The following is a 23,583-nucleotide window of genomic DNA, read 5'->3' on the forward strand; positions in this document are numbered from 1 at the left end:
GTTTATAATTTTTTGGATTTCACATAAGAATCGACGTCGATTAAAAGGTCATCTCCTTTTATATTCATCATGGACCAATCTGCTTTGGGGTATAACCACAGTTCTTTACCGTTAATAGCAACTCGTATTGGCATTTCGAAACCCTTGACGGTATTGATCCATCGGTATTTCAATTGTTGATCTTTTATTTTATACTCCAGAGTTGGGATTCTGACATCTCTCAGATATTGATTAAAGAACGCGGACAAATCAATTCCAGACGTTTTAGAGATATAGTTTTCAATCTGTTCTGTAGTGACTGTTTGATGGTAAAATGTCTCGTTCAGACCTCTTAAAATTTGTCGCCACTGGTCATCATTGTTGATCCATTGTCTCAAAGTATGCAACATATTGGCGCCTTTATAGTACATATCTCCAGAGCCTGATTGGTTCACCTTATACGGGCCAATAATGGGTGCATCGTTTTGAATACCTCGTCGTGTACCGATGATATATACTGCCCCAGCCTTTTTCCCATAGAAATACTCTACAAATATACTTTCAGCATAGGCCGTAAAACTCTCGTGGATCCACATATCGGCCATATCCTTATAGGTGATGTTGTTGGCAAACCATTCGTGGGCAGATTCGTGGATGATGATGAAATCGAATTTTAAACCCCATCCCGTACCAGAGAGATCTCGTCCTAAATAGCCATTTTCAAATCCGTTGCCGTAAGTGACGGAACTTTGATGCTCCATTCCCAAATAGGGCACTTCTACCAATTTATAACCATCTTCATAAAACGGATAAGGCCCAAACCAATGTTCAAATGCTTCCATCATTCGTGGGGCATCTTTAAATTGTTCCTTGGCTTTCTCAAGATTGTCTTTCAGAACATAATAATCCATTTTCAAGATCCCGTTTTCGCCATTATAATCTTCAGAAAAATGGACGTAATCGCCAATATTCACATTGACCCCGTAATTATTGATGGGATTGTTGACAAACCAATGATAGGTTTTTGTCCCGTCTTTATGGTCTTCAATACTGCGCAACTGTCCGTTGGAGACTTCCATCAGTGCCTTCGGAACCCTAACGCTGATGAGCATACTGTCCACTTCATCATACATGTGGTCTTTGTTTGGCCACCAAACGCTGGCACCAAGTCCTTGGCAGGAAGTGGCCACAAAATCATTGCCATTGTCGTCCTTTTTCCAAGAAAAGCCACCATCCCAAGGGGCTCTTATGGCTTCTTTGGGTTGGCCTTCATAATAGACATCCAGACTTTGGAGACTTCCTTTTTTTTGATCCTTCTTTAGGCTTATAAAGTGGGCGTTGCCTTGAAGATCTACGCTGAGCTCTTCTCCGTTTTGAGTTACTTTGGTGATGGCTAATGGCGCTTGTAAATCAATTTGCAGCACCGAATTAGGTTCTATAACCCTATAATGTACAGTGTTTTTACCTTCGATGGATTTAGTACTCGGATCCACTGAAATATCCAAATGATAATACGTCAAATCCCACCAGGCACGTTCAGGTGTTATGGAGCCTCTTAGGCTATCTTGTTTTGTAAAGATTTTGTTTTGGCCATTTATGGTTTGAAATGATACTATAACCAAAAGGGAAAAAATATACTTGTTCATTGTCTAATTTCTTAAGATTGAGTTTGGAAAAGCGACCACACTTTCATAACCATCTTTTCCTACTGAAGCAACACCAAAATACGAATTGTCAATGACAATGCCTTTCAGTGTAAATTCGTCAATATCTCCAACATATCTGGAATGGTCCCAAGTTGGTGAGGTTGTATCTCTCCAGTAAATTTTATAGCCTTTAGCACCTTCCACTTGGTCCCATTTTAATCTTGCGGATGCTTCTACAATCCCACCAATGGCAACGGATTTAGGTGGAGGTGGAGCAGACGCCAAACTCTCCATGTTTATGGCATTGACTGCAGTTAATTTTGCGGCGTACGGAAAATTGACATGGTTAAAGGTGTCGCCATAATTGATCCCGTTTTCGATGCGAATATCTTGATGTTGTTGGGTATAATTCTCATGCGCTTCCATGATACGGATGCCAGCAAATCCTAAATCGTTGAACGGACGATGATGGCCGCCGCGACCAAAACGATCGAGTCTATAAACCATCATCGGATTCATTTCAGGCATATACGTTTGAGTGGTTTTATGAACGTAACGAGCCAATTGTCGTGAAATTCCATCTACTTCACCACCATAAAAACGGCGCATTTGACGTTCACGCTCAGTTTCGGTTGGAGGTACAGGCTCTGAAAATATTCTAAAGGTTCGGTTGTCAATCACACCATCAACGCCTTCAATATTTCCAATCATATCATTGTTCAAAACGCCAATAATGTCCCAGCCTTTTTCCTTGGCATAAGCGGCCAAGCCTGCACCACCAAAAAGACCTTGTTCTTCACCAGAAAGCCCAACATAAACAATACTGCTTTCAAATTTATATTTGGAAAGTACACGCGCCGCTTCAATGGCTCCGGCCATTCCCGAGGCATTGTCATTGGCACCTGGAGCATCTACGGTAAAATCCATAGTGTCGCTGCCACGTGAATCAATATCGCCACTCATTATGATGTATCGGTTTGGGTATTTGGTGCCTTTTTGAACGGCAACCACATTGACTACCCATGTATCATGTGGCACGCGATTGTTACCTTCTTTGGTCACAAAATCCTTTTGATAGAACACGTGCAAACAGTTATTACAATCTTTGGAAATAGTTTCAAATTCCTGTTTGATCCAGCGTCTGGCAGCACCAATTCCCCGAGTGTCAGAAACGGTGTCACTAAACGTATTTCTGGTGCCAAAATTGACGAGTATTTGCACGTCGTTTTTAATCCGGTCGGCCGATACAGCATCGATTATATTGTATATTTTCTGGTCAGTTTGTGCTGAAAGATGATAACAAAAAAAGAATAGAATTATGAATTTTAGTAGCGTCTTCATGGCATTTTATTTTCTGATGATTAACTAAGATAGTTGACTTTATTTTTTATAATTAAATTTTACGGTTTCCACGCTGCCGTTGTCTTGTTTGATATCGACATAAATATTCATTTCGTTGGCACTTATTTTTTCAAAAATCATGCCTTCAAAAACGACTTTATTTTCTGTGATTTCTTTCAGTGGAAAATCGATGGTTTTTTCCTTTTCTTCCCAACCTTTAAGATCGCTCCCAAAATGTTTGAGTTGTAGGATGAGCGTATTTTCTATCTCACGAATGATTATAATCTCATAAAAAACTACTTTGTCGTTATCAACCAATTTAAAGGTGGCCATCATGGAACCAGCAGAAGGTTCGCTCCAGTTTTCTTCCGTCTGTCCACCGAATGCTTCTCCTTTCCAATTGCCAGCAATCCATTTGATGTTCTCGAGTTTGGGCTCCAGTATCGCAGATGTATTCATTAATGTGTTTGTGGCTGAGGTTGTAAGCTCTCCAACGATGGCTAATTTGTTTCCATCAGGACTTACTGTTAAACGGCTGAGATTGTTAATGCCATAGGATTTTAAGGAGGTTATTTCAATCCACCCCGATTTGTTTTTGGGATTTAACTTGAAAAGTGCCTCGTCTTTGGCCATAAGAATACTCCCATCTGCCAACCAGCACATATCTTCAACCCCAGAAAGGGTAGGGGCAATCGTTTTTATAACCCCAGTTTTAGGATTTAAAGATTTTATTTCTGAAGTACCATCCGTGTTTTTAGAGATAAAACTGATCAGGTTCGAATTTGGAATGTGATGTAAAGATCTCCCGACATGTGTTGTTATCTTTTTATTTAGACCTGTCTTTAAATCAGAGGTATAAAGAGAGAGATAGTCAGCTTCCAAAACAGAAGAAATAACTGTGTTGTTGTCAAACCAAAGATGATAGCCAACAACCAAAGTATCTAAAATAACGGTATTGGTGCTGTTTTTTAAATCATAACGATATAGGCGCTGTTTTCCGTCAGGATCTAATCGGATAGCAGAAACGGCATTTTGGTTAGGGATTTTTAATGGGGAATATTCGCCACCTTCCGTAAAGCAAATCCAAGTTTTTGAACCGTAATTGAGGTTGTATTTGACGATATCGGTTTGTGCATTCCGCGTTCCAGCGTATAAAATCGTCTCATTATCCATAAAGGACGGTTGATTGTCGTAGCCCTCATTATTTGAAATGTTTTGAAAGTTGGATAACTTAAATCCGTCTTTTTCAGTATTCAAGTCTAATAAAAAAACGTCAGTGTTGGGTTGTGCAAAGCTTAAAAATGTACTTAACGCGAACAGGATTGAAAATCTCGATTTCATAGAGGCTTATTTTTATAAAGATATAATTTTTGAATGTAAATTGAGTATTAAATTTACAGGGCCATTCGTGTTCTCTATAAGTTTAATGAGGAAAACGAAGAAGAGTCAAAATGGAATGATTATCAATCAAGAACTTCGAGGTATTAAAACCCACTGATGGATGGAAATCAAAAAGCCAATTCAAATTAATGAATTGGCTTTTCTTTGTTAATCAAATTTGAGTTAGTCAAAATTTCAGAAACAATATGTGTATCGGATCGTTTCGCACTGATGTCTCAATTTGAAATCTGGAAAATTAATTATAAGTTATACTTGTTTTCCGCTTTAACTTTTTCCGCAATGGTATTACGCAAATCTACAATATCTGGGTAGTTGGCGTATTTCACAAAACGCTTCAAGCCCATCAACAACATACGTTGTTCATCGCCTTCTGCAAATGAGATGATACTTTCCTTTCCGTTTTTCTCAACAATAGAAACCGCATTGTACAAATACAATTTCGCCATTGCAATTTGGATTTCCTGATCTTTTTCACCAAAACGTTTAGCGTTTTTCTCAGCTCTTAGAATAGTAGATTCAGCCATGTAAATCTCAATGAGGATATCCGAAGCAGCTAACAATAATTGTTGGTGACCTTCTAAATCTGGACCAAACTTTTGGACTGCAGCACCTGCTACCATTAAGAAGACTTTCTTAAGTTTAGCGATCATTTCTTTTTCTTCAGCAAATAACTCAGAATAATCTGGGGTGTCAAAAGAAGGGATGCCCAATAATTCGTCGGCGACAGCTTTAGCTGGACCTAACAAATCGACATGACCTTTCATTGCTTTCTTGACCAGCATGCCCACAGAGAGCATTCTATTGATTTCGTTGGTTCCTTCATAGATTCTTGCGATACGCGCATCTCTCCAAGCAGCTTCCATTGGCGTATCTTTGGAAAAGCCCATCCCACCAAAAATTTGGATGCCTTCGTCAGCACAGTTTTGAAGATCTTCAGAAACAGCAACTTTCAAAATGGAACACTCGATAGCATATTCTTCAACACCTTTTAATTCGGCTTCCTGATGAGAGTTACCAGCCGCTTGACGCATGGCAATTCGGTCTTCTATATTTTTGGCAGCTCGGTACGAGGCTGATTCCCCAGCATAAGTACTGGTAGCCATTTCGGCCAATTTCATTTTAATGGCACCAAAATCTGAGATTCGAGTGTTGAATTGTTTGCGTTCATTAGCGTATTCAACAGCAGTTGTTGTAATTCTTCTTTGAGAATCCAAACAAGCTGCAGCCAATTTGATTCGACCAATATTCAAGGCATTCATGGCGATTTTAAAGCCTTCACCACGACCGGCCAACATGTTTTCTACAGGAACAACGGTGTCACTAAAAAAGACTTGTCTTGTTGAAGACGCGTGAATTCCCAATTTATTCTCTTCCTCACCTAAGGTAATCCCATTTTTAGGATCTTGCTCTACGATAAATCCAGTGATGTTTTTATCATTTTCTATACGAGCAAAAACAATGAACAAGCTACAGAACCCCGCGTTGGAGATCCACATTTTCTGTCCGTTGATTTTGTAAGATTTACCATCTTCAGAAAGTGTTGCTGTTGTTTTACCTGAATTGGCATCAGAACCAGCGCCCGGCTCAGTAAGTGCATAAGCTCCAAACCATTCGCCGCTCGCTAATTTAGGAACGTATTTCTGTTTTTGCTCTTCCGTTCCATAAAGGGTAATTGGCATCGTTCCAATTCCTGTATGTGCTCCGAAAGCCGTACTGAAAGATCCTGTTCCACTGGAAATGTATTCACAAACAATCATGGTTGAGACAAAGCTCATTCCCATTCCGCCATAAGCTTCAGGAACTGACACGCTCAAAAAGCCCATTTCACCTGCTTTACGCATTACTTCTTCAGTCAAGGCATAATCCTTGGCTTCAAAACGATCTTTATGCGGAATAATCTCACGATCATTAAACTCCATGACGGAGTCGCGCATCATTTTTTGCTCTTCATTAAAATCTTCAGGAGTGAAGATATCTTCGCAATTGGTTTCCTTGACGATGAACTGGCCACCTCTTAGTATTTCTTTTTCTTGTTGTGTTTCCATAGTAGTTAGATTATAAGTATCAAGAGCCAGGAGTCAAGACTAAAGATTTAGTCCCGATTGAAATCTTGAAATCATTTTTTGAATATGTATTATTTTTTGTTCTAATTCTTTAAATTTTTCTTCTGATAAGTAATTTTCATTGAATGCCACTATCAATTGTGTTTCCCATTCAAATGCTGAACCTAAGCTGTCTTCAAGATATTTATTGAAATGTTTATCGGTGCTTTTACTTGAGCCTTCAGATATATTTGAAGGAATTGATATGGCACTTCTATTCATTTGTGAAACCAGAACGAATCTTTCAAAATCAGGAAACGTTCGGGTTAATTTGTAATTATCTTTAACCAAACTAATACCTTCCTGCCAAATTTTTAATTTTTTGAAGTTGTGCATAGTCTTGCTTCTTGGTTCTAAAAGTCTTGATACTACTTTAGGAATTCAAATATCCCACATGCCCCTTGTCCTGTACCAACGCACATCGTTACGGCACCATATTTCCCTTGCATATTGCGTTTGCGCATCTCGTCAAATAGCTGTACCGATAATTTTGCACCTGTACATCCAAGTGGATGGCCTAAAGCAATAGCACCTCCGTTGACGTTTATGATATCTGGGTTAAGGTTGAGCTCTCTGATAACGGCAATGGATTGCGAAGCGAAGGCCTCGTTTAATTCAATTAATTCCAAGTCTTTCTGCTCTAAACCAGCCAGTTTTAATGCTTTAGGAATTGCCTTAACAGGACCGATTCCCATAATGCGAGGTTCAACTCCTGCAGCTGCATAATTGACCAATCGGGCAATAGGTTCAAGATTCAATTCTTTGACCATCGCTTCACTCATAATCATTACAAAGGCAGCACCATCACTCATTTGCGATGAATTTCCAGCCGTAACACTTCCGTTTGCAGCAAATACTGGACGTAATTTGGCAAGTGCTTCTAAGCTTGTTCCTGCTCTTGGCCCTTCATCTTTAGTGACAGTATAAGATTTGTTAGCTTTTTTACCGTTGGCATCCACATAAGTCTGATCCACTGTGATAGGTACAATCTGATCTTGAAAACGATTTTCTGCTTGTGCTCTTAAAGCTTTCATGTGTGAATTGTACGCAAATTGATCTTGGTCTTCACGAGATACTTTAAATTGGTTGGCCACTGCTTCTGCAGTATTGCCCATGCCCCAATAATAATCTGGATGACCGGCTTTTACGGTATCGTAATTCAATTCTGGTTTAAATCCAGTCATGGGTACAGCGCTCATGCTCTCTGCGCCACCTGCTATGATGCAATCGGCCATACCTGATTGGATTTTCGCTGTAGCAATGCCGATCGTTTCGATGCCCGAAGCACAGAAACGATTGACGGTTACTCCAGGTACATCAACACTATCCAATCCAATTAATGAAATAAACCGTGCCATATTCAAGCCTTGTGCGCCTTCTGGCATGGCGTTCCCAACAATAACGTCGTCAATTCGCGACTTGTCAAAATCAGGAAGCTCTTTCATCATGTGCTGGATGGTTTCAGCAGCCAGTTCATCAGTTCTTTTAAATCGGAACACGCCTTTTGGTGCTTTACCAACTGCGGTTCTGTATGCTTTTACTATATATGCGGTTCTCATAGGCCTCTCCCCAGCCCTCTCCAAAGGAGAGGGAGTTTGTTCGGGATTTTGTTTTAAATTATAAGTTTCATTTTAAATTGATCTATTTAAAAGTCTCCCCTTTGGGGAGATTTAGAGGGACTTTTAGTTCCTCAACGGCTTTCCAGTCTTCAACATATGCTGAATTCTTTCCAAGGTTTTTCTTTCTGTTGCTAAAGACAAAAATGCTTCACGCTCCAAGTCCAATAAATATTGCTCCGAAACTAAAGTTGGTTCTGACAAGTTACCCCCAGCCATTACGTAGGCTAGTTTATTGGCAATTTTTTGGTCATGTTCGCTAATGTATTTACTGTCTTCCATCGAATCGGTTCCTACTAAGAACATTCCTAAAGCTTGCTTACCGAGAACTTTGATGTCTGTGCGTCTAACAGGTTGCGTGTAACCCGCATCCGCCATTAACTTAGCATGCGCTTTTGCAGTGGCTAATTGTCTGTCCTTATTGACCACAACAACATCTTTCCCTTTTTGTAATAGGTTTAAGTCGAAAGCTTCGTAAGCAGAAGTTGATACTTTTGCCATTCCTATAGTTAAGAAGTGTTCTTGTAGAATGTTTAATTTCACATCACCTTTTTGGAAAAGATCTTGTGCTCTTAAAGCCATTTCTTTAGAACCTCCACCGCCAGGAATAACACCAACACCAAACTCTACAAGTCCCATGTAAGTTTCTGCAGCAGCAACAACTACATCGGCGTGCAGAGACAATTCACATCCTCCACCAAGTGCCATACCATGAGGTGCAGCAACAGTTGGGATTGCAGAATAACGCATACGCATCATTGAATCTTGGAAATATTTGATTGCCGCATTTAATTCGTCATATTCTTGTTCGGCAGCCATCATGAAAATCATTCCGATATTGGCACCTACAGAGAAGTTAGCCGCTTGGTTGCCAACAACCAGTCCTGCGAAATCTTTTTCAGCAATATCTATCGCTTTGTTTAATCCAGCAAGTACATCGCCTCCAATGGTATTCATTTTAGATTGGAATTCCACATTCAAAATGCCGTCTCCTAAATCTTCCACAACTACGCCCGAGTTCTTGAAAACTTCTTTGGACTTACGGATGTTGTCCAAGATGATAAACGCATCTTGCCCGGGTACTTTTTCTTGTTTTTTGGATGGTATATCGTAAAAGAAGGTATTGCCATCTTTTATGGTATAAAACGATTTGTTTCCAGATTCCAACATCTCATTAATCCAAGCTGCAGGTTCTAAACCTTCTGCTTTCATCAATTCAATACCTTTTTCAACACCAACGGCGTCCCAAATTTGAAAAGGACCGTGTTCCCAGCCAAAACCGGCTTTCATGGCATTATCTATCTTATAAAGCTCGTCGGTGATTTCTGGAATTCTGTTAGCAACATAAGCAAACATGGCCGCAAAATTCTTTCTGTAAAATTCTCCGGCTTTATCCTTTCCTGAAATTAAAATTGGAAAACGATCGATCACTTTATCGACCGTCTTGGTCAATTCTAAAGTGGCAAAATTAGCCGATTTCCGATCTCTATATTCAAGCGTATTTAAATCTAAGGTTCTAATGTCCTTGCCTTCCTTTTTATAAAAGCCTTGTCCAGTTTTACTTCCAAACCATTTGTTTTCCACCATTTTATTGATGAAATCTGGAAGTTTGAATAGCTCGTGAGCTTCATCTTCAGGGCAGTTTTCATAAATACCATTGGCAACATGCACCAAAGTATCCAAGCCAACGACGTCAACGGTTCTGAAAGTTGCTGACTTAGGACGGCCAATTACCGGTCCTGTCAATTTATCGACTTCTTCAACCGTCAAATCCATTTCCTTAACTTGGTGGAAGAGGCTTTGGATTCCAAAAATCCCAATACGATTTCCTATAAATGCAGGCGTATCCTTAGCTATAACTGAAGTTTTCCCAAGGAACTTTTCACCATAATTATTTAAAAAATCCAATACATCCTGAGATGTTTTTGGTCCAGGAATAATTTCAAATAATTTCAAGTAACGTGCAGGGTTGAAAAAGTGAGTTCCACAGAAATGCTTTTGGAAATCTTCACTTCGGCCTTCACTCATAAAATGAATCGGAATCCCTGAGGTGTTCGAAGTGATCAAAGTTCCAGGAGTTCTGTGTTTTTCAAGTTTTTCGAAGACTTGTTTCTTAATGTCCAAGCGCTCCACAACAACTTCCATAATCCAATCCACATTTTTCACCTTTGCAATGTCGTCTTCAAGGTTACCAGTGGTAATCCTGCTGGCGAACGATTGGTGATAAATAGGAGAGGGCTTCGATTTTAGAGAAGCAGTCAAAGAATCATTAACAATTCTGTTTCTAACGGCTTTATCTTCTAAGGTCAGTCCTTTAGCTTTTTCGGCATCATTCAGTTCTCTTGGAACAATATCAAGAAGTAATACGTCAACGCCTATATTGGCAAAATGACATGCAATACCGCTTCCCATAATTCCAGAGCCAACAATGGCTACTTTTTTTATTCTACGTTTGCTCATATTATTATAAACTATTTTCTTTTTGATTGTATATGTTTTTGTTGGAGATCATATTATTGATTATTTCAGCCACCTCATAGAAATGCTGCAATTGTTCCTCTGTCGCATTGTTACGAATGGCTTCATTAAAAGTCAGTACTTTTTCTTTAGAGTAAGCTCGTTTTTTCTTTCCGAAATCGGTTAGAAAAATCAAAACGCCGCGTCCGTCTTCTGGATTGGGACGCCGCTCAATCAGTCCACGTGCTTCCATTGATTTTAAAGTCCTGGATAAACTCGTGGCTTCCATGCCCATTTTAGGGCCCATAGCGGTTGAAGGCGTGCCTTTTTCTGGATCAATGCTCAGAAGAGCAAATCCTGTTGCCATTGTGCTATCAAATTTTGAAGCCTCTTCGTTGTACATTTTAGTAACCGCTAACCAAGTGGTTCTAAGAACATAATCAATGGTTTTGTCTTTCATTGTAATTAATAAGGATTCCAAATATACAAAAATTTACTATGCATGCATAATAAATTGAAAATATTTTTTACAGAAATATTTGAGAAATTTCGATTCGTTTCAGAAGACTATTAAACCTTTCTAATCTAGATTGGTTAATGAGTTATTTGTACTTTTGCGCAATTACTAACATTACATTTGTTTTGCATGAAATTGTTCTTTAGGAAGCAGGAATATCTAATTCTACTTTACCGTCTGTTTTTAGCTTATGTCTTTTATTTTCTTGCTAGGGTTTTGTTCTTCCTCTATAATTATGATGTTTTGGAAGTGCATTCTGTAGGAGAGTTTTTCAAATTGTCTTATTATGGATTGGCTTTTGATACGGCGGCGATTTTATATGTCAATAGTCTGTTTATTGTACTGTCCCTTTTGCCACTTCGCTTAACAGTTTCTTCCTGGTATCAAAAATTATTGATCTACGTTTATTTTATTACCAATTTGATCGGTTATGCCTTCAATTATGTAGATTTTATTTATTACAAATTCAATTTTGCCAGAACGACACTATCGGTTTTAGAGGTTGTAGAAAATGAAGCCAATAAGACCACGATGTTTTTTAGGTTTATGGTGAGCTATTGGCATGTGTATCTCATCTTTGTTTTGGTGAGCTTACTATGGATTTATCTATACAAGCGCGTCAAGCTGAAACCATCGGCCCATCGATTATCAACGGCAACATATTATTTGTCTTCTCTTATTGGTTTCGTTGTCATCGCTACGTTGATCGTGGGTGGCATAAGAGGAGGCGATTTCAAAAAAAGTACGCGTCCCATCAATTTAGTGGATGCCAGTAAACATGTTAAAAAAATGGAGCAAGCAGATTTGGTACTCAATACCACATTTGCATTTATCAGAACCTTTGGTAACAATAGCTTTAAGAAAGTAGATTATGATATTTCCGATGAAGAGATTCAATTCTACATTAAACCTATTAAACACTATAAAAATAATCCACCCACAAAACCGAATATTATCGTCATCATCACCGAAAGTATGGGAAGGGAGTATTTGGCCTCGTTTAATAAGGACATTGGAGTGGAAGATTATGTGGGCTACACACCATTTTTAGATTCTTTGGCGCAACATAGCCTTATTTTTCCAAATGCTTTCGCCAATGGTGCGAAGTCCATACATGGGATGTCTTCTGTATTGTCCGGGATTCCATCCTTTGTTGATGCCTTTACATCATCAAGCTATTCCAATCAAAAAATTCAGAGTTTGGTTTCTGTTTTGAACGATTTGGATTATGACACGTCTTTTTTTCATGGCGCACCAAATGGATCAATGGGGTTCTTGGGCTTTAGCAATATTTTGGGATTCGATCATTATTATGGTATGGAAGAATACGGCAACGACGATGATTTTGATGGGAGTTGGGGTATTTGGGATGAACCCTTTTTACAGTATATGAAATCCACTTTAGATCATAAACAGCAGCCATTTTTTAGTACTGTTTTTACAGTGTCTTCCCATGAACCGTTTAAAATCCCTAAAAAATACAACGGCGAATTTCCAAAGGGACACATCCAAATGCACGAACCTGTTGGCTATACAGATTATGCGTTTAAACAGTTTTTTAATGCGGCAAAGAAGGAACCGTGGTTTGACAATACCATATTTGTCATTACTGCCGATCATCCCAATCAGGTATATTATGATGTTTACAATAAAACGATCAACAGACGTGCAGTACCGATCATGTTCTACAAATCCGATGGAAGTTTAACAGGTGTAGATAATGAATTGGCGCAGCAGATAGATATTTATCCCACCCTGTTAGATATTATCGGGTACGATAAACCCTTTAGAAGTTGGGGAAGAAGTCTCATTTCAGATGATGGTGTTGTGCCCTTTGCGATTAACCATAATGCATCGCAATACCATATGTTAAGAGGTAACTACATTTGTACTTTTGATGGCAAGAAGGCTACAGGGTTTTATGACATTGACGATAAAAGTCTCGAGCATAATTTGATCGCCAATCGAACGCCCGAAATGGATGAAACTGAAATAGCCTGCAAAGCATTTTTGGAGGATTATTTTGAACGTATTGTGGATAAGAAGTTGAGTTTGGAGAAATAAAAAAGAGCTTCGTTTTAAGAAGCTCCATGGTTTAGGGTCTATATATTTTCTCAATAAGGTCTTTATACATCTCTTTGATAACTTTCCGTTTCATTTTCATGGTTGGCGTTAGTTGGCCACCTTCAATGGACCATACATCAGGGGTCAGTTCAAATTTCTTAATTTGCTCCCATTTCCCAAAATGCTCATTAGCTTTGTCAATTTCCTCTTGGATTCGTGCCAATACAACGTCCGAGTTTTCAATTGAATCGCTATCCAGCTTAATATCTTTGTCTTTATGTTTGATCCATTCCCTGATGAATTCAAAATTAGGTTGGATCAATGCCGCTGGCATTTTTTCGCCTTCACCGATCACCATGATCTGTTCGATAAATCGAGATTGTTTTAATTCGTTTTCCAATAGTGCCGGAGCCACATATTTTCCTCCAGAGGTTTTGAACATTTCTTTTTTACGATCAGTAATTTTCAAAAAGCCGTCTTCATCTATTTCTCCAATGTCGCCAGTATGAAAAAAATCGCCGGTCATGACTGACTTCGTTTGTTCAGGTTCATTAAAATAGCCTAACATGATATTTGGACCTTTCACAAGAATCTCCCCGTCCTCAGCAATTTTCACCTCCACATTATCAATTATTTTTCCAACAGTGCCTACTTTAAAGCCTTTGTTTCGCATATCATTTACTGAAATCACCGGAGAGGTTTCTGTCAATCCGTAACCTTCCATGATCGGCATTTCGGCAGCGGCAAAAGTTCGTGTGAGTCGTGGTTGCAATGCCGCACTTCCAGAAACCATCATGTCCAAATTGCCACCAAGACCTTCTTTCCATTTGCTGAAAATGAGTTTTCTTGCTAGTTTGAGTTGCAGTTCATACCACCATCCGTTGGCACCATAGGGCTCATATTCGAGACCTAAATCTATGGCCCAGAAGAATAACTTTTTCTTAATGCCTGTCAATTCACTTCCTTTGGCTACAATTTTATCATATACTTTTTCGTAAAGTCTCGGCACCGCAGTCATGACATTTGGCTTGACTTCTTGAAGGTTTTCGCTCATTTTCTCAATGGATTCTGCGAAATAAATTTCCACACCACAATATTGGTAGAGGTACAGAATCATACGTTCAAAAACATGGCAAACAGGAAGGAAGCTTAAAGCCTTGGATTTTCCGTATTCAAACGGTACTCGTTTTTTGCTATCCAGGACGTTAGATACCAGGTTGTTATGAGAGAGCATGACTCCTTTTGGTTTTCCAGTAGTTCCGGAAGTATAAATTAAAGTGGCTAAATCGTTAGGCTTTACCGCAGCCATACGTCCTTCAACCTCATGTTGATTACTCTCATCTTTACCTAATTCTAAGATTTCTTTCCAACTTTTTTCACCTTTGATATCATCAAAAGTGTAGACCGCTTTCAGTTTGGTGTTTGCTTTGATGGCATTGATTTTGGCCAATACTTCTTCATCCGAAACAAAACAAATTATTGATCCGGAATGGTTGAGGATATACTCGTAATCAGACTCAGAGATGGTAGGATAGATGGGTGTGTTTTGCGCTCCAATTTGCAAAATTCCAATGTCCATAACGTTCCATTCCGTTCTATTATTGGATGAAATGACCGCGATTTTATCATTAGTCTGTATACCAAGACGCAGCAAACCTCTGCTTATGGCATTGGCTTGATCAATATATTCTTGAGTCGAAATTGAGGTCCATTGGCCGTCATATTTTGTAATAAGTGCTTTCTCAAGGTTATAATGTGTTAATTGATACCTTGGAAAATCAAAAATTCTGGTAACGTCAGTCATTAGTTATACGAAGTTTAGGTTATGCAAAGTATGAAAATAAATAGGATATTCAAATGACGACATAAAAAAAGGGGCTTTTAATAATAAAAACCCCTCTATATTCCTAATCTAATAATTGTTTGTTATTGGTTTTCAATCCATTTACGCGCATTGACAAAAGCTTCCAACCAGGGAGAAACTTCATCTTTTCTCCCTTCTGGATAATACGGCCAATTCCATTGAAAGGTGGAACGCTCAATATGCGGCATGGTCACTAAATGTCTACCAGATTTATCACACATCATGGCAGTGTTAAAATCAGATCCATTCGGATTAGCTGGATAAGCGTCATAACCATATTTGGCCACGATATTATAATGGTCTTCCGAGAGTGGAAGTTTGAACTTGCCTTCGCCGTGTGAAATCCATACGCCTAAGGTGCTGCCCGCCATACTTGAGAGCATGACCGAATTGTTTTCTTGTATTTTTACTGAACTAAAGCTGCTTTCGTGTTTATTCGATGTATTATAGGTGAGTTTTCCGTGAGTTTCGTGCTCTGGATTGACTAAGCCTAATTCCATCCAAAGTTGAGCACCATTACAAATCCCCACGGAAAGTGTATCCTCTCTTTTAAAGAAATTCTTTAAGGCGAGATTTGCTTTTTCATTGTATAAAAACGCACCGGCCCAGCCTTTTGCAGAGCCTAAAACATCAGAGTTTGAAAATCCGCCAACGGTGCCAATAAACTGAATGTCTTCCAGGGTTTCACGACCCGAAATTAAATCGGTCATGTGTACATCTTTTACATCAAATCCTGCCAAGTACATGGCGTTTGCCATCTCGCGCTCGGAGTTGGAGCCTTTTTCTCTTAAAATGGCTGCTTTGGGGCGTGCAGTACGGTCAAGTCGCGACTTGACCGTACGTCGCGACTTGACCGTACCTTCCAATTTCCCTGTGAAATGCTCTGGAAATTTATATCGTAATGGCTGATTCTTATAATTCTCAAAGCGAGCTTTTGCCAAGCCGTTTGCGGTTTGTTTTTGATCGAGTAGAAAAGAGGTTCTATACCACATATCACGCAACTTCGATACCGTCATGCTAAACACATCGCTTCCATTGATAATATTTAGGAAATCGCCTTCCACAACCTTTCCAATCTTGAAAAATTCAATATTTGCATCGGCTAATATCTTTTCTGCTGAAGCGTCTTTGGTCTGAAAAACGAATCCTGAATTTTCAGCAAAAAGTAGTTTGAAAGAATCTTTTTCACGGATGTTGGTCATATCAAATTCGGCACCCAAATTGTTATCGGCGAAACACATTTCCAATAAGGTGGTGATCAATCCGCCAGAAGCCACATCATGTCCAGCAACAATTTGGTCATCTTTAATTAAGGTTTGGATGGTGTTGAAAACAGTTTTCACATAACTTGCATGTTGAACTTTCGGCGTTTCGGCACCAATTTTATTCAGGATTTGCGCAAAAGAGCTACCGCCCAATTTGAATCCATCCTGAGAAAGATTGATATAGTAGATGCTTCCTGCATTTTTCTTTAAAACAGGCTCGACGACTTTAGAAATGTCGTTACAGTTTGCTGCAGCTGAAATAATTACGGTGCCAGGAGAAATAACCTCTTCATTGGGATATTTCTGTTTCATGGAAAGCGAATCTTTGCCAGTTGGCACATTGATGCCCAAATCAATTGAAAATTCAGAAACTGCTTTTACGGCAGTGTAAAGTCGTGCATCCTCACCTTCATTTTTACATGGCCACATCCAATTGGCTGAAAGTGAAACACTTTGCAATCCATCTTTTAGAGGCGCCCAAATTATGTTTGTGAGTGCTTCAGTAATCCCATTTCTACTTCCTGCAACAGGATCTATCAAACCCGAAATAGGGGAGTGGCCAATGGAAGTGGCGATACCTTCTTTTCCTTGATAATCCAGGGCCATAACGGCCACGTTATTCAGTGGTAATTGTAATGGTCCGACGCATTGCTGCTTGGCCACCTTACCGCCCACACAACGGTCTACTTTATTGGTCAGCCAATCCTTACAGGCAACGGCTTCCAATTGTAATAATTGGTCTAAGTAATCGTAAAACTTATCTTTTTTATAAGTAACGGAGTCGTAATTTCTGCTGATGGTTTTATCCGTCATGATTGTTTTTGGAGAACTTCCAAACATGTCATTAATTTCCAAGTCCATTGGTTTTTTGCCTGTGGTCTTGGATTCAAAAGTAAAACGGTGATTTCCGGTCACGTCTCCAACTGTGTACATTGGCGAACGCTCACGATCTGCTATCTTTTGAAGTGTTTCTAGATGTTTTTCAGCAATGACCAAGCCCATACGTTCTTGCGATTCATTGCCGATAATTTCTTTTGCAGAAAGTGTTGGATCTCCAACCGGTAATTTATCTAAATCGATCAATCCGCCGGTATCTTCAACCAGTTCACTTAAACAATTCAAATGGCCTCCAGCACCATGATCATGAATGGAAACAATAAAGTTTTCTTCACTTTCAACCATGCCACGAACGGCATTGGCGGCACGTTTTTGCATTTCGGGATTGGAACGTTGAACGGCGTTTAATTCGATACCGGTTGAGAATTCCCCAGTATCAGCAGAGGATACAGCTGCGCCACCCATTCCAATACGGTAATTTTCACCACCAAGAATAACGACTTTATCACCAACTTTAGGCGTGTCTTTCAAGGCTTGATCTGCTTTTCCGTAACCAATGCCTCCAGCTTGCATGATGACTTTGTCGTAACCCAGTTTACGTGGAGAGGCCGAGCCTGTTGAAGCCTCTTGATTTTCATCGTGCTCAAAAGTTAAAACGGAACCACAAATTAACGGTTGGCCAAATTTGTTACCAAAGTCGGAGGCACCATTACTGGCCTTAATTAAAATATCCATCGGGGTTTGGTACAACCACGGACGGGTTTTCATTTTTTGTTCCCAAGGCCGGTCGGCTTCCAATCGTGAATAAGCCGTCATATAGACCGCAGTTCCTGCTAAAGGCAAAGACCCTTTTCCTCCTGCGAGTCGGTCTCTGATTTCTCCTCCTGAACCTGTAGCAGCACCGTTAAACGGTTCTACCGTGGTTGGGAAATTATGAGTTTCTGCTTTTAAAGAAATAACGGATTCGTAATCTGTAGTTCTATAAAAATCAGGTTTGTCGGCAGTTTTTGGTGCAAATTGTTGAACGATTGGGCCTTTTACAAAAGCGACGTTGTCTTTGTATGCCGAAACTATGCTGTTTGGGTTTTTATTGGAAGTTTCACGAATCATCTTGAACAGGGAGTGTTCCTTTTCATCGCCATCAATTACAAAAGTACCGTTGAATATCTTATGGCGACAATGTTCGCTATTGACTTGTGAAAATCCAAAGACTTCCGAATCGGTCAGTTTTCTACCTATTTTGTTGGAAATAGCTTCTAAGTATTCAATTTCCTCGTCATTTAACGCCAATCCCTCTTGTTGATTATAAGCTGAAATATCATCAATATCGATGATCGGCTCGGGTTGGATATGAATTGTGAATGACTCTTGGGTAATCCCCTTATATTTTTCAGAAATCATCGGATCAAAGTCTGTGAAATCTTCTGTTACAGACTGGAATTCTTCAATTCGGATGATGTCAGAGACCCCCATGTTCTGGGTGATTTCAACAGCATTCGTACTCCAAGGAGTGATCATAGCAGCACGAGGGCCAACAAAAAAAGCATCCAGAGATGCTTGTTCTATTTTAGGTTGGTTGCCAAATAACCATACCAATTTATCGATGGTTTCAGTTGCTAATTCTTTTGTGGCTTGAACAGCAAATACCTTGCTGTTTTGGTTTCCGAAGAAATGAATCATTATGTCTTAGTTTATGCCTGACTTTTTGTGCAGACAGTTTGTATTTTGAAAGTGCAAAATTAGTCTTTTTTAAGGATATTATTTAAAAACTATTGATAAATAAAAACGGCTTTCACTTCAACAGGATTAGTGATCGAAGTAAAAACCGCGCTATAAGACTTTTTGCCAAATTGAGTAGAAATAAATGACAATCCTTTAGAACTTATCTACTCAGCTATCGGAAACATCTCCTATATAAGGAGAGCATTTATTCATAATAGAATGAACCGTACTAAATGGGGCATTCAAACTATATAATCCTTATTTTTTCTGTAAGAGTGCCATATAAAAACCATCAAAACCAGTGATATGGGCGAGTAGCTTTTCGTCTTTCACAAAAGTAAAATCTTCTCCAGCTTCTGAAGCTAAAAATGCTTTCACTTGATCTTGGTTTTCAGAAGGCAATATGGAACATGTCGCATAGACCATTTGTCCGCCCGATTTGACCATTCTTGAGTATTGTTGCAGAATTTCTTGCTGGGTTTTCTTTATTTTATCAATGAATTCAGGTTGCAGTTTCCACTTGGCATCAGGATTTCTTCTCAATACGCCTAATCCAGAACAAGGTGCATCAATCAATACACGATCGGCTGTGTCATAGAGTTTTTTGATAACTTTAGTCGAGTCGATAGCTCTTGTTTCAACATTGAAAACACCGTTACGTTTGGCACGTCGTTTAAGTTCGTTAAGTTTGTTTCCGTAAATATCCAACGCAATAACCTGACCCTTATTTTCCATCAAAGCAGCAAGGTGCAATGCTTTTCCACCGGCACCGGCACAAGCGTCAACCACGCGCATTCCCGGCTCAACATTTAAAAACTTTGCAACCAATTGTGATGAGGCATCCTGAACTTCAAAATGACCATCTTTAAAAGCTTCCGTTTGAAAGACATTGGCGCGTTCTTTTAACTTTAAGGCATCGGGATAGTTTGGTATAAAGTCCGTTTCAATATCTAAATCGAATAAAATGGCCTGTAGCTTTTCTTTAGTTGTTTTTAAAGTATTGACTCTTAAGATGACATCTGCCTGTTCGTTCAATGCACTAATTTCTTTGGTCCACACCTCATTGCCCAATTCTTTTTCGCCCAATTCATCCATCCAGTCAGGAATGGACTCTTTGAATTTTCTGATTTTGGAAAGTTCGTCAAACCGTCCTTTTATTTTTCTTGTAGGCGTGTTTTCAAAATACGGCCAATCCGGAAGTTTGATCCCTTTTAAAGTGGCCCAAACGGCAAACATTCTCCATATATTATCTCTATCAAACGGCTCTTTAACATCAGCAATTTCAGCGTATAGACGCTTCCATCTCACAATATCATAGGTGGTTTCTGCAACAAAGGCACGATCGCGCGCACCCCAACGTTTATCGCGTTTTAAAAGTTGTTGGATGACTTTATCGGCGTATTGCCCCTCGTTAAATATCAGCATCAATCCATCAATAACCGCAAAACATATATTTCTGTGTAATCTCATTTTTTAATTTATTAATTGTCGTTAAGTGACACGACGGCAAGTATTATTGTAAAAATTGCGACTGCAAAGTTACGTTAAAATGCCACGAATGCGCGACTATTTTATTTTTTTTGATTCTAAATCAAGTATCTTTCGGCAAAAAATGTGACCATGCGAATATTGACCACTCTATTTTTGTTAACAGTAATCCTGTCTTGTAAACAAAAAGAAGCACCTATTAAACCTGAAATCTCCTTAGTTGAGATTGAAGAAATTTTTAATGACAGCAGTTTAAGTTTCAGAGCGATTGATGTAGCCTCTGATAAGAGCTTAGCTTTTGCCGCCAATAATGGCGTTTTCGGTTTATATAATCCTCAAACTGAAGAGTGGGCAACGGCAACACAGGATTATGACACTTTAAATCTGCAATTTAGAGCAGTGGCCAGAACAGTTAATGATTTTTTTATGTTGAGCGTAGAAAATCCTGCCTTATTATTTAAGACAGGTGAAAATGGTGAAATGGAAGTGGTCTATAAAGAAGTACATGACAAGGTGTTTTATGATGCGTTGAGTTTTTGGAATTCAGAAGAAGGAATTGCCATCGGTGATCCAACCGATGATTGCATGAGCATCATCATTACACGAGACGGTGGCGAAACTTGGAATAAGTTACCCTGCGATAGCTTACCGAAAAGCATGGAAGGTGAGGCCGCTTTTGCAGCAAGCAACACCAATATTGCGATCGTTGGCAACAATACATGGGTTGCTACTGGTGGGAAAATTAGCAGAATATTATTTTCAGGTGACAAAGGAAAGTCTTGGGAAATTTTTGAAACGCCAATGATTAACGGAGAAAACACGACAGGTATCTATTCCATTGATTTTTATGACGAAAATAATGGATTTGCCATTGGTGGCGATTATACAAAACCCGAAGCGACAAAAGCGAATAAGATGAGAACCTCAGATGGAGGGAAAACTTGGCAATTGGTGGGTGATGGCTTAGAGCCAGGGTATCGAAGCTGCGTGCAATATGTTCCAAATGGCAACGGAAAGGAGCTTGTAGCCATCGGCTTTAATGGCATTGACTATTCATCTGATTCCGGTAGCAGCTGGAAACACTTAAGTGATGAAGGTTTTTACACCATCAGATTTTTAAATGATACTGTGGCTTATGCCGCAGGAAAGGGGAGAATAGCACGGTTGAAATTTCAATAATAACAAGGAAAATTCCAATAAAAAAATCCAAATTCCATTTATTTAGTTTTGGAATTTGGAATTTTTACTCTTTGAAGTTTGAGACTCTAATCATTGTTTCCCATGTTGATCACCATGACGCTTCCTGTACTCTTGGAGCATCTTTCGGTTGAATTCATCCTCAGCTGTTTTCAGCTGAAGAATTTTCTTCGCCGGTAACACATTTTGTTTCAAGAGATTTTCGATAAAATCGATACGTAAATTCTCTCTATTTCTTTCAAATTTGATAAGATCATTCAACATAACTTTGGCTTCTGCTTCAGAGATGTTTTCTGAAATCTGTTTCCTTTTTTCATAGCCAAGTCTTCGTTGTGTATCTTTTTCAGATTCATAAGCATTGTAGATAGGCCAGAATTTCTGGGCTTCTGTTTGGGTCAATGCCAAACGCTCAGTAATAAAAGCGACTTTAAGCGACTTTATTTTTTCTCTTTTATCTGAGTCTTGTGAGAATGTTGACCAAGAGGTCAAAACCACAAATAAAATGATTGTTATCTTTTTCATTTTCCAAATATTAAATCTTCAATGGAAGTATTGTTAAGAAGGTAGTTTTCTAAGGACTCTTCTGTAAGTGTATTAGATACAAAGTTCTCTAAGACCAGATCGTCTTCATTTAAAAGCGTTGCAATATCATCAATGTTGAGATTTTCATTATTTAAATAATCTTCGATGGAAGCGGTCTCAACCTGATTGATGGATAGTGGATCATCAGATTTAAAAAACACTGTAAACATCAACAACAAAGTGGCAGCAACACCTGAAATGACGGCAACATTTCGCCATGGTATCATCGGTATGATTTTAGATGTATCTTTTAGTTCCTCTTCTTTTTTAAGACGTGCTTGTAATTTGACATCAAAATCTTCAAAGTAATTCTCAGGAACTTTGAAACCAGTGCCCGTCATAGATGCCATATCTTTCTGAACGGCCAGTTTATCTAACAAGTGCTGATCAAAAGTATCAAAATAAGAATCAGGGGTCGTAAACCCAGTTTCCTTAATATTATGTAACTGACTTTTCTTCATGCTATTACTATGACTTTTTATTTCGCAAAAGGTTTAATCGCTGGTTAAATAAGACTCTATTTTTTTCACGGCAATGTGATAAGAAGCTTTTAATGCTCCTTCACTAGTTTCCAATATCTCTGACATTTCAGAGTATTTCAAATCATCAAAATACCGCATATTGAATACCAGTTTTTGTTTTTGGGGTAAAGTTGCGATGGCTTTTTGTAATTTCAACTGAATTTCGTCACCTTCAAAATAAACATCGGCTTCAAGATTATCAATGGTATGATCTTGTAATTCCTGACTACCAATGCTCTTCAATTTTGAATGACGTTTTAGGTGCGAAAAGGCCTCATTGGTTGCAATGCGGTAGATCCATGAGAATAATTTGCTCTCACCCTTAAAACTATGGATATTTTTATAGACTTTGATAAAGGTGTTTTGTAAGACATCATCAGTATCATCATGACTCACAACTATTTTCCGAATATGCCAATACAACCGTTCCTTATATAGTGTAAGCAATTCCTTAAAAGCAGCGTCTTTAGTTGCTTTTGATGTTAATCTTAAAATGAGTTCTTCGTCGCCCTGCACAAAAACGTTTTTTATAAGACTGTGGAAGGTATGAAAAGTTTAATTCAATTGTTCTAAAGTTTTCTTAAAATCTTTTAACTGATAATCAATCAATTGCATCTTAAAAACTCGATTAAGGGTAAAATTTATCGATGAATCGCATTTTTTCCTTGTGTAGTATTATTAAAAGTAATAAGTTTACACCTACCTAACCTACTTAATCGTCAGTGTCTCCCTAAGCACTGGCAATAAAATGAAAAGGATGCGCATTGGTAGTGGCATCCTTTTCTTATTAGTAGAACTCTGTTTTAAAAATGAGCAACTCTCCTCATATAAAACAGATGATTGTCCCGATAGCTATCAGGATAATCCCGTTTTTTAGCAGGATAAATTACTTCTTTCTAAATGTTTTTGTAAGCTAATTTATCAATCTCCTTGATCTGATAAACGCTGAAAGAGATCGGTGATCAAGCCCATTCCAAAGCTTCC

Annotated in this window: 16 protein-coding genes; 2 read left to right on the forward strand and 14 right to left on the reverse strand. The window is 38.8% G+C overall.

The genetic code is table 11. The features are described from left to right. Positions 1-2: 2 nt before the first annotated feature. The 8 genes from J4051_RS11195 to J4051_RS11230 all read right to left on the reverse strand — a co-directional run bounded on the left by J4051_RS11195 (position 3) and on the right by J4051_RS11230 (position 11,002). Complete coding sequence (locus J4051_RS11195; RefSeq protein WP_208233962.1) at positions 3-1,625, reverse strand: M1 family metallopeptidase; 1,623 nt, start codon at positions 1,623-1,625, stop codon at positions 3-5. Between the two features lie 3 nt (positions 1,626-1,628). Continuing rightward, a complete protein-coding gene (locus J4051_RS11200) occupies positions 1,629-2,966 on the reverse strand; it encodes a M28 family peptidase (protein ID WP_208233963.1) in 1,338 nt (445 codons plus the stop codon). Positions 2,967-3,005: 39 nt separating this feature from the next. Then, entirely contained in the window at positions 3,006-4,307 is a 1,302-nt protein-coding gene (locus J4051_RS11205) for a DUF6265 family protein (RefSeq protein WP_208233964.1), read from the reverse strand. Between the two features lie 299 nt (positions 4,308-4,606). After that, positions 4,607-6,412 (reverse strand): acyl-CoA dehydrogenase family protein, encoded by a 1,806-nt coding sequence (locus J4051_RS11210; RefSeq protein ID WP_208233965.1) that lies wholly within the window; start codon positions 6,410-6,412, stop codon positions 4,607-4,609. Positions 6,413-6,451: 39 nt separating this feature from the next. After that, positions 6,452-6,805 (reverse strand): four helix bundle protein, encoded by a 354-nt coding sequence (locus J4051_RS11215; RefSeq protein ID WP_208233966.1) that lies wholly within the window; start codon positions 6,803-6,805, stop codon positions 6,452-6,454. A 32-nt stretch (positions 6,806-6,837) separates the two neighbouring features. Beyond that, on the reverse strand, positions 6,838-8,028 hold the full coding sequence (locus J4051_RS11220; RefSeq protein WP_208233967.1) for an acetyl-CoA C-acyltransferase: 1,191 nt from the start codon (positions 8,026-8,028) through the stop codon (positions 6,838-6,840). A gap of 123 nt (positions 8,029-8,151) precedes the next feature. Further along, the gene (locus J4051_RS11225) at positions 8,152-10,545 is read right to left on the reverse strand and encodes a 3-hydroxyacyl-CoA dehydrogenase/enoyl-CoA hydratase family protein (RefSeq protein ID WP_208233968.1); all 2,394 of its coding nucleotides are present in this window, start codon (positions 10,543-10,545) and stop codon (positions 8,152-8,154) included. 4 nt (positions 10,546-10,549) lie between these two features. Next, positions 10,550-11,002 carry a MarR family winged helix-turn-helix transcriptional regulator gene (locus tag J4051_RS11230; RefSeq protein WP_208233969.1) on the reverse strand — a complete coding sequence of 151 codons (453 nt, stop codon included), beginning with the start codon at positions 11,000-11,002 and terminating at the stop codon, positions 10,550-10,552. 186 nt (positions 11,003-11,188) lie between these two features. Here J4051_RS11230 and J4051_RS11235 point away from each other — a divergent pair, with 186 nt between their 5' ends. Continuing rightward, on the forward strand, positions 11,189-13,123 hold the full coding sequence (locus J4051_RS11235) for an LTA synthase family protein (protein ID WP_208233970.1): 1,935 nt from the start codon (positions 11,189-11,191) through the stop codon (positions 13,121-13,123). Between the two features lie 31 nt (positions 13,124-13,154). Here the strand turns inward: J4051_RS11235 and J4051_RS11240 are convergent, their stop codons facing one another. The 3 genes from J4051_RS11240 to J4051_RS11250 form a co-directional block, all read right to left on the reverse strand. Beyond that, positions 13,155-14,927 (reverse strand): AMP-dependent synthetase/ligase, encoded by a 1,773-nt coding sequence (locus J4051_RS11240; protein ID WP_208233971.1) that lies wholly within the window; start codon positions 14,925-14,927, stop codon positions 13,155-13,157. 122 nt (positions 14,928-15,049) lie between these two features. After that, positions 15,050-18,769, reverse strand: a complete 3,720-nt coding sequence (gene purL / locus J4051_RS11245) for a phosphoribosylformylglycinamidine synthase (protein ID WP_208233972.1) — start codon at positions 18,767-18,769, stop codon at positions 15,050-15,052. A gap of 300 nt (positions 18,770-19,069) precedes the next feature. After that, positions 19,070-20,281, reverse strand: a complete 1,212-nt coding sequence (locus J4051_RS11250; RefSeq protein ID WP_208233973.1) for an RsmB/NOP family class I SAM-dependent RNA methyltransferase — start codon at positions 20,279-20,281, stop codon at positions 19,070-19,072. A 150-nt stretch (positions 20,282-20,431) separates the two neighbouring features. Between J4051_RS11250 and J4051_RS11255 the strand changes: the two genes are divergently transcribed. After that, positions 20,432-21,478 (forward strand): WD40/YVTN/BNR-like repeat-containing protein, encoded by a 1,047-nt coding sequence (locus J4051_RS11255; protein ID WP_208233974.1) that lies wholly within the window; start codon positions 20,432-20,434, stop codon positions 21,476-21,478. Positions 21,479-21,568: 90 nt separating this feature from the next. Here J4051_RS11255 and J4051_RS11260 read toward each other — a convergent pair whose 3' ends face one another. From J4051_RS11260 to J4051_RS11270, 3 genes are read right to left on the reverse strand one after another with little or no spacing between them, the layout of a single operon-like run. After that, complete coding sequence (locus J4051_RS11260) at positions 21,569-22,018, reverse strand: hypothetical protein (protein WP_208233975.1); 450 nt, start codon at positions 22,016-22,018, stop codon at positions 21,569-21,571. After that, positions 22,015-22,539 carry a hypothetical protein gene (locus tag J4051_RS11265; RefSeq protein ID WP_208233976.1) on the reverse strand — a complete coding sequence of 175 codons (525 nt, stop codon included), beginning with the start codon at positions 22,537-22,539 and terminating at the stop codon, positions 22,015-22,017. Before J4051_RS11265 ends, J4051_RS11260 begins: the two co-directional genes overlap by 4 nt. 33 nt (positions 22,540-22,572) lie before the next feature. After that, a complete protein-coding gene (locus tag J4051_RS11270) occupies positions 22,573-23,115 on the reverse strand; it encodes an RNA polymerase sigma factor (protein WP_208233977.1) in 543 nt (180 codons plus the stop codon). Positions 23,116-23,583 lie beyond the last annotated feature (468 nt).

It is taken from the genome of Gelidibacter pelagius (assembly GCF_017581925.1).
GTDB classification, from domain to species: Bacteria; Bacteroidota; Bacteroidia; order Flavobacteriales; family Flavobacteriaceae; genus Gelidibacter; species Gelidibacter pelagius.

Excerpts from the sequence above, each read along its gene's own strand:
- J4051_RS11210 (WP_208233965.1), bottom strand. The coding sequence starts at position 6,412 with ATGGAAACACAACAAGAAAAAGAAATACTAAGAGGTGGCCAGTTCATC.
- J4051_RS11255 (WP_208233974.1), top strand. The coding sequence starts at position 20,432 with ATGCGAATATTGACCACTCTATTTTTGTTAACAGTAATCCTGTCTTGT.
- J4051_RS11265 (WP_208233976.1), bottom strand. The coding sequence starts at position 22,539 with ATGAAGAAAAGTCAGTTACATAATATTAAGGAAACTGGGTTTACGACC.
- J4051_RS11215 (WP_208233966.1), bottom strand. The coding sequence starts at position 6,805 with ATGCACAACTTCAAAAAATTAAAAATTTGGCAGGAAGGTATTAGTTTG.
- J4051_RS11200 (WP_208233963.1), bottom strand. The coding sequence starts at position 2,966 with ATGAAGACGCTACTAAAATTCATAATTCTATTCTTTTTTTGTTATCAT.
- J4051_RS11250 (WP_208233973.1), bottom strand. The coding sequence starts at position 20,281 with ATGAGATTACACAGAAATATATGTTTTGCGGTTATTGATGGATTGATG.
- J4051_RS11260 (WP_208233975.1), bottom strand. The coding sequence starts at position 22,018 with ATGAAAAAGATAACAATCATTTTATTTGTGGTTTTGACCTCTTGGTCA.
- J4051_RS11240 (WP_208233971.1), bottom strand. The coding sequence starts at position 14,927 with ATGACTGACGTTACCAGAATTTTTGATTTTCCAAGGTATCAATTAACA.
- J4051_RS11235 (WP_208233970.1), top strand. The coding sequence starts at position 11,189 with ATGAAATTGTTCTTTAGGAAGCAGGAATATCTAATTCTACTTTACCGT.
- purL (WP_208233972.1), bottom strand. The coding sequence starts at position 18,769 with ATGATTCATTTCTTCGGAAACCAAAACAGCAAGGTATTTGCTGTTCAA.
- J4051_RS11220 (WP_208233967.1), bottom strand. The coding sequence starts at position 8,028 with ATGAGAACCGCATATATAGTAAAAGCATACAGAACCGCAGTTGGTAAA.
- J4051_RS11225 (WP_208233968.1), bottom strand. The coding sequence starts at position 10,545 with ATGAGCAAACGTAGAATAAAAAAAGTAGCCATTGTTGGCTCTGGAATT.
- J4051_RS11205 (WP_208233964.1), bottom strand. The coding sequence starts at position 4,307 with ATGAAATCGAGATTTTCAATCCTGTTCGCGTTAAGTACATTTTTAAGC.
- J4051_RS11230 (WP_208233969.1), bottom strand. The coding sequence starts at position 11,002 with ATGAAAGACAAAACCATTGATTATGTTCTTAGAACCACTTGGTTAGCG.
- J4051_RS11195 (WP_208233962.1), bottom strand. The coding sequence starts at position 1,625 with ATGAACAAGTATATTTTTTCCCTTTTGGTTATAGTATCATTTCAAACC.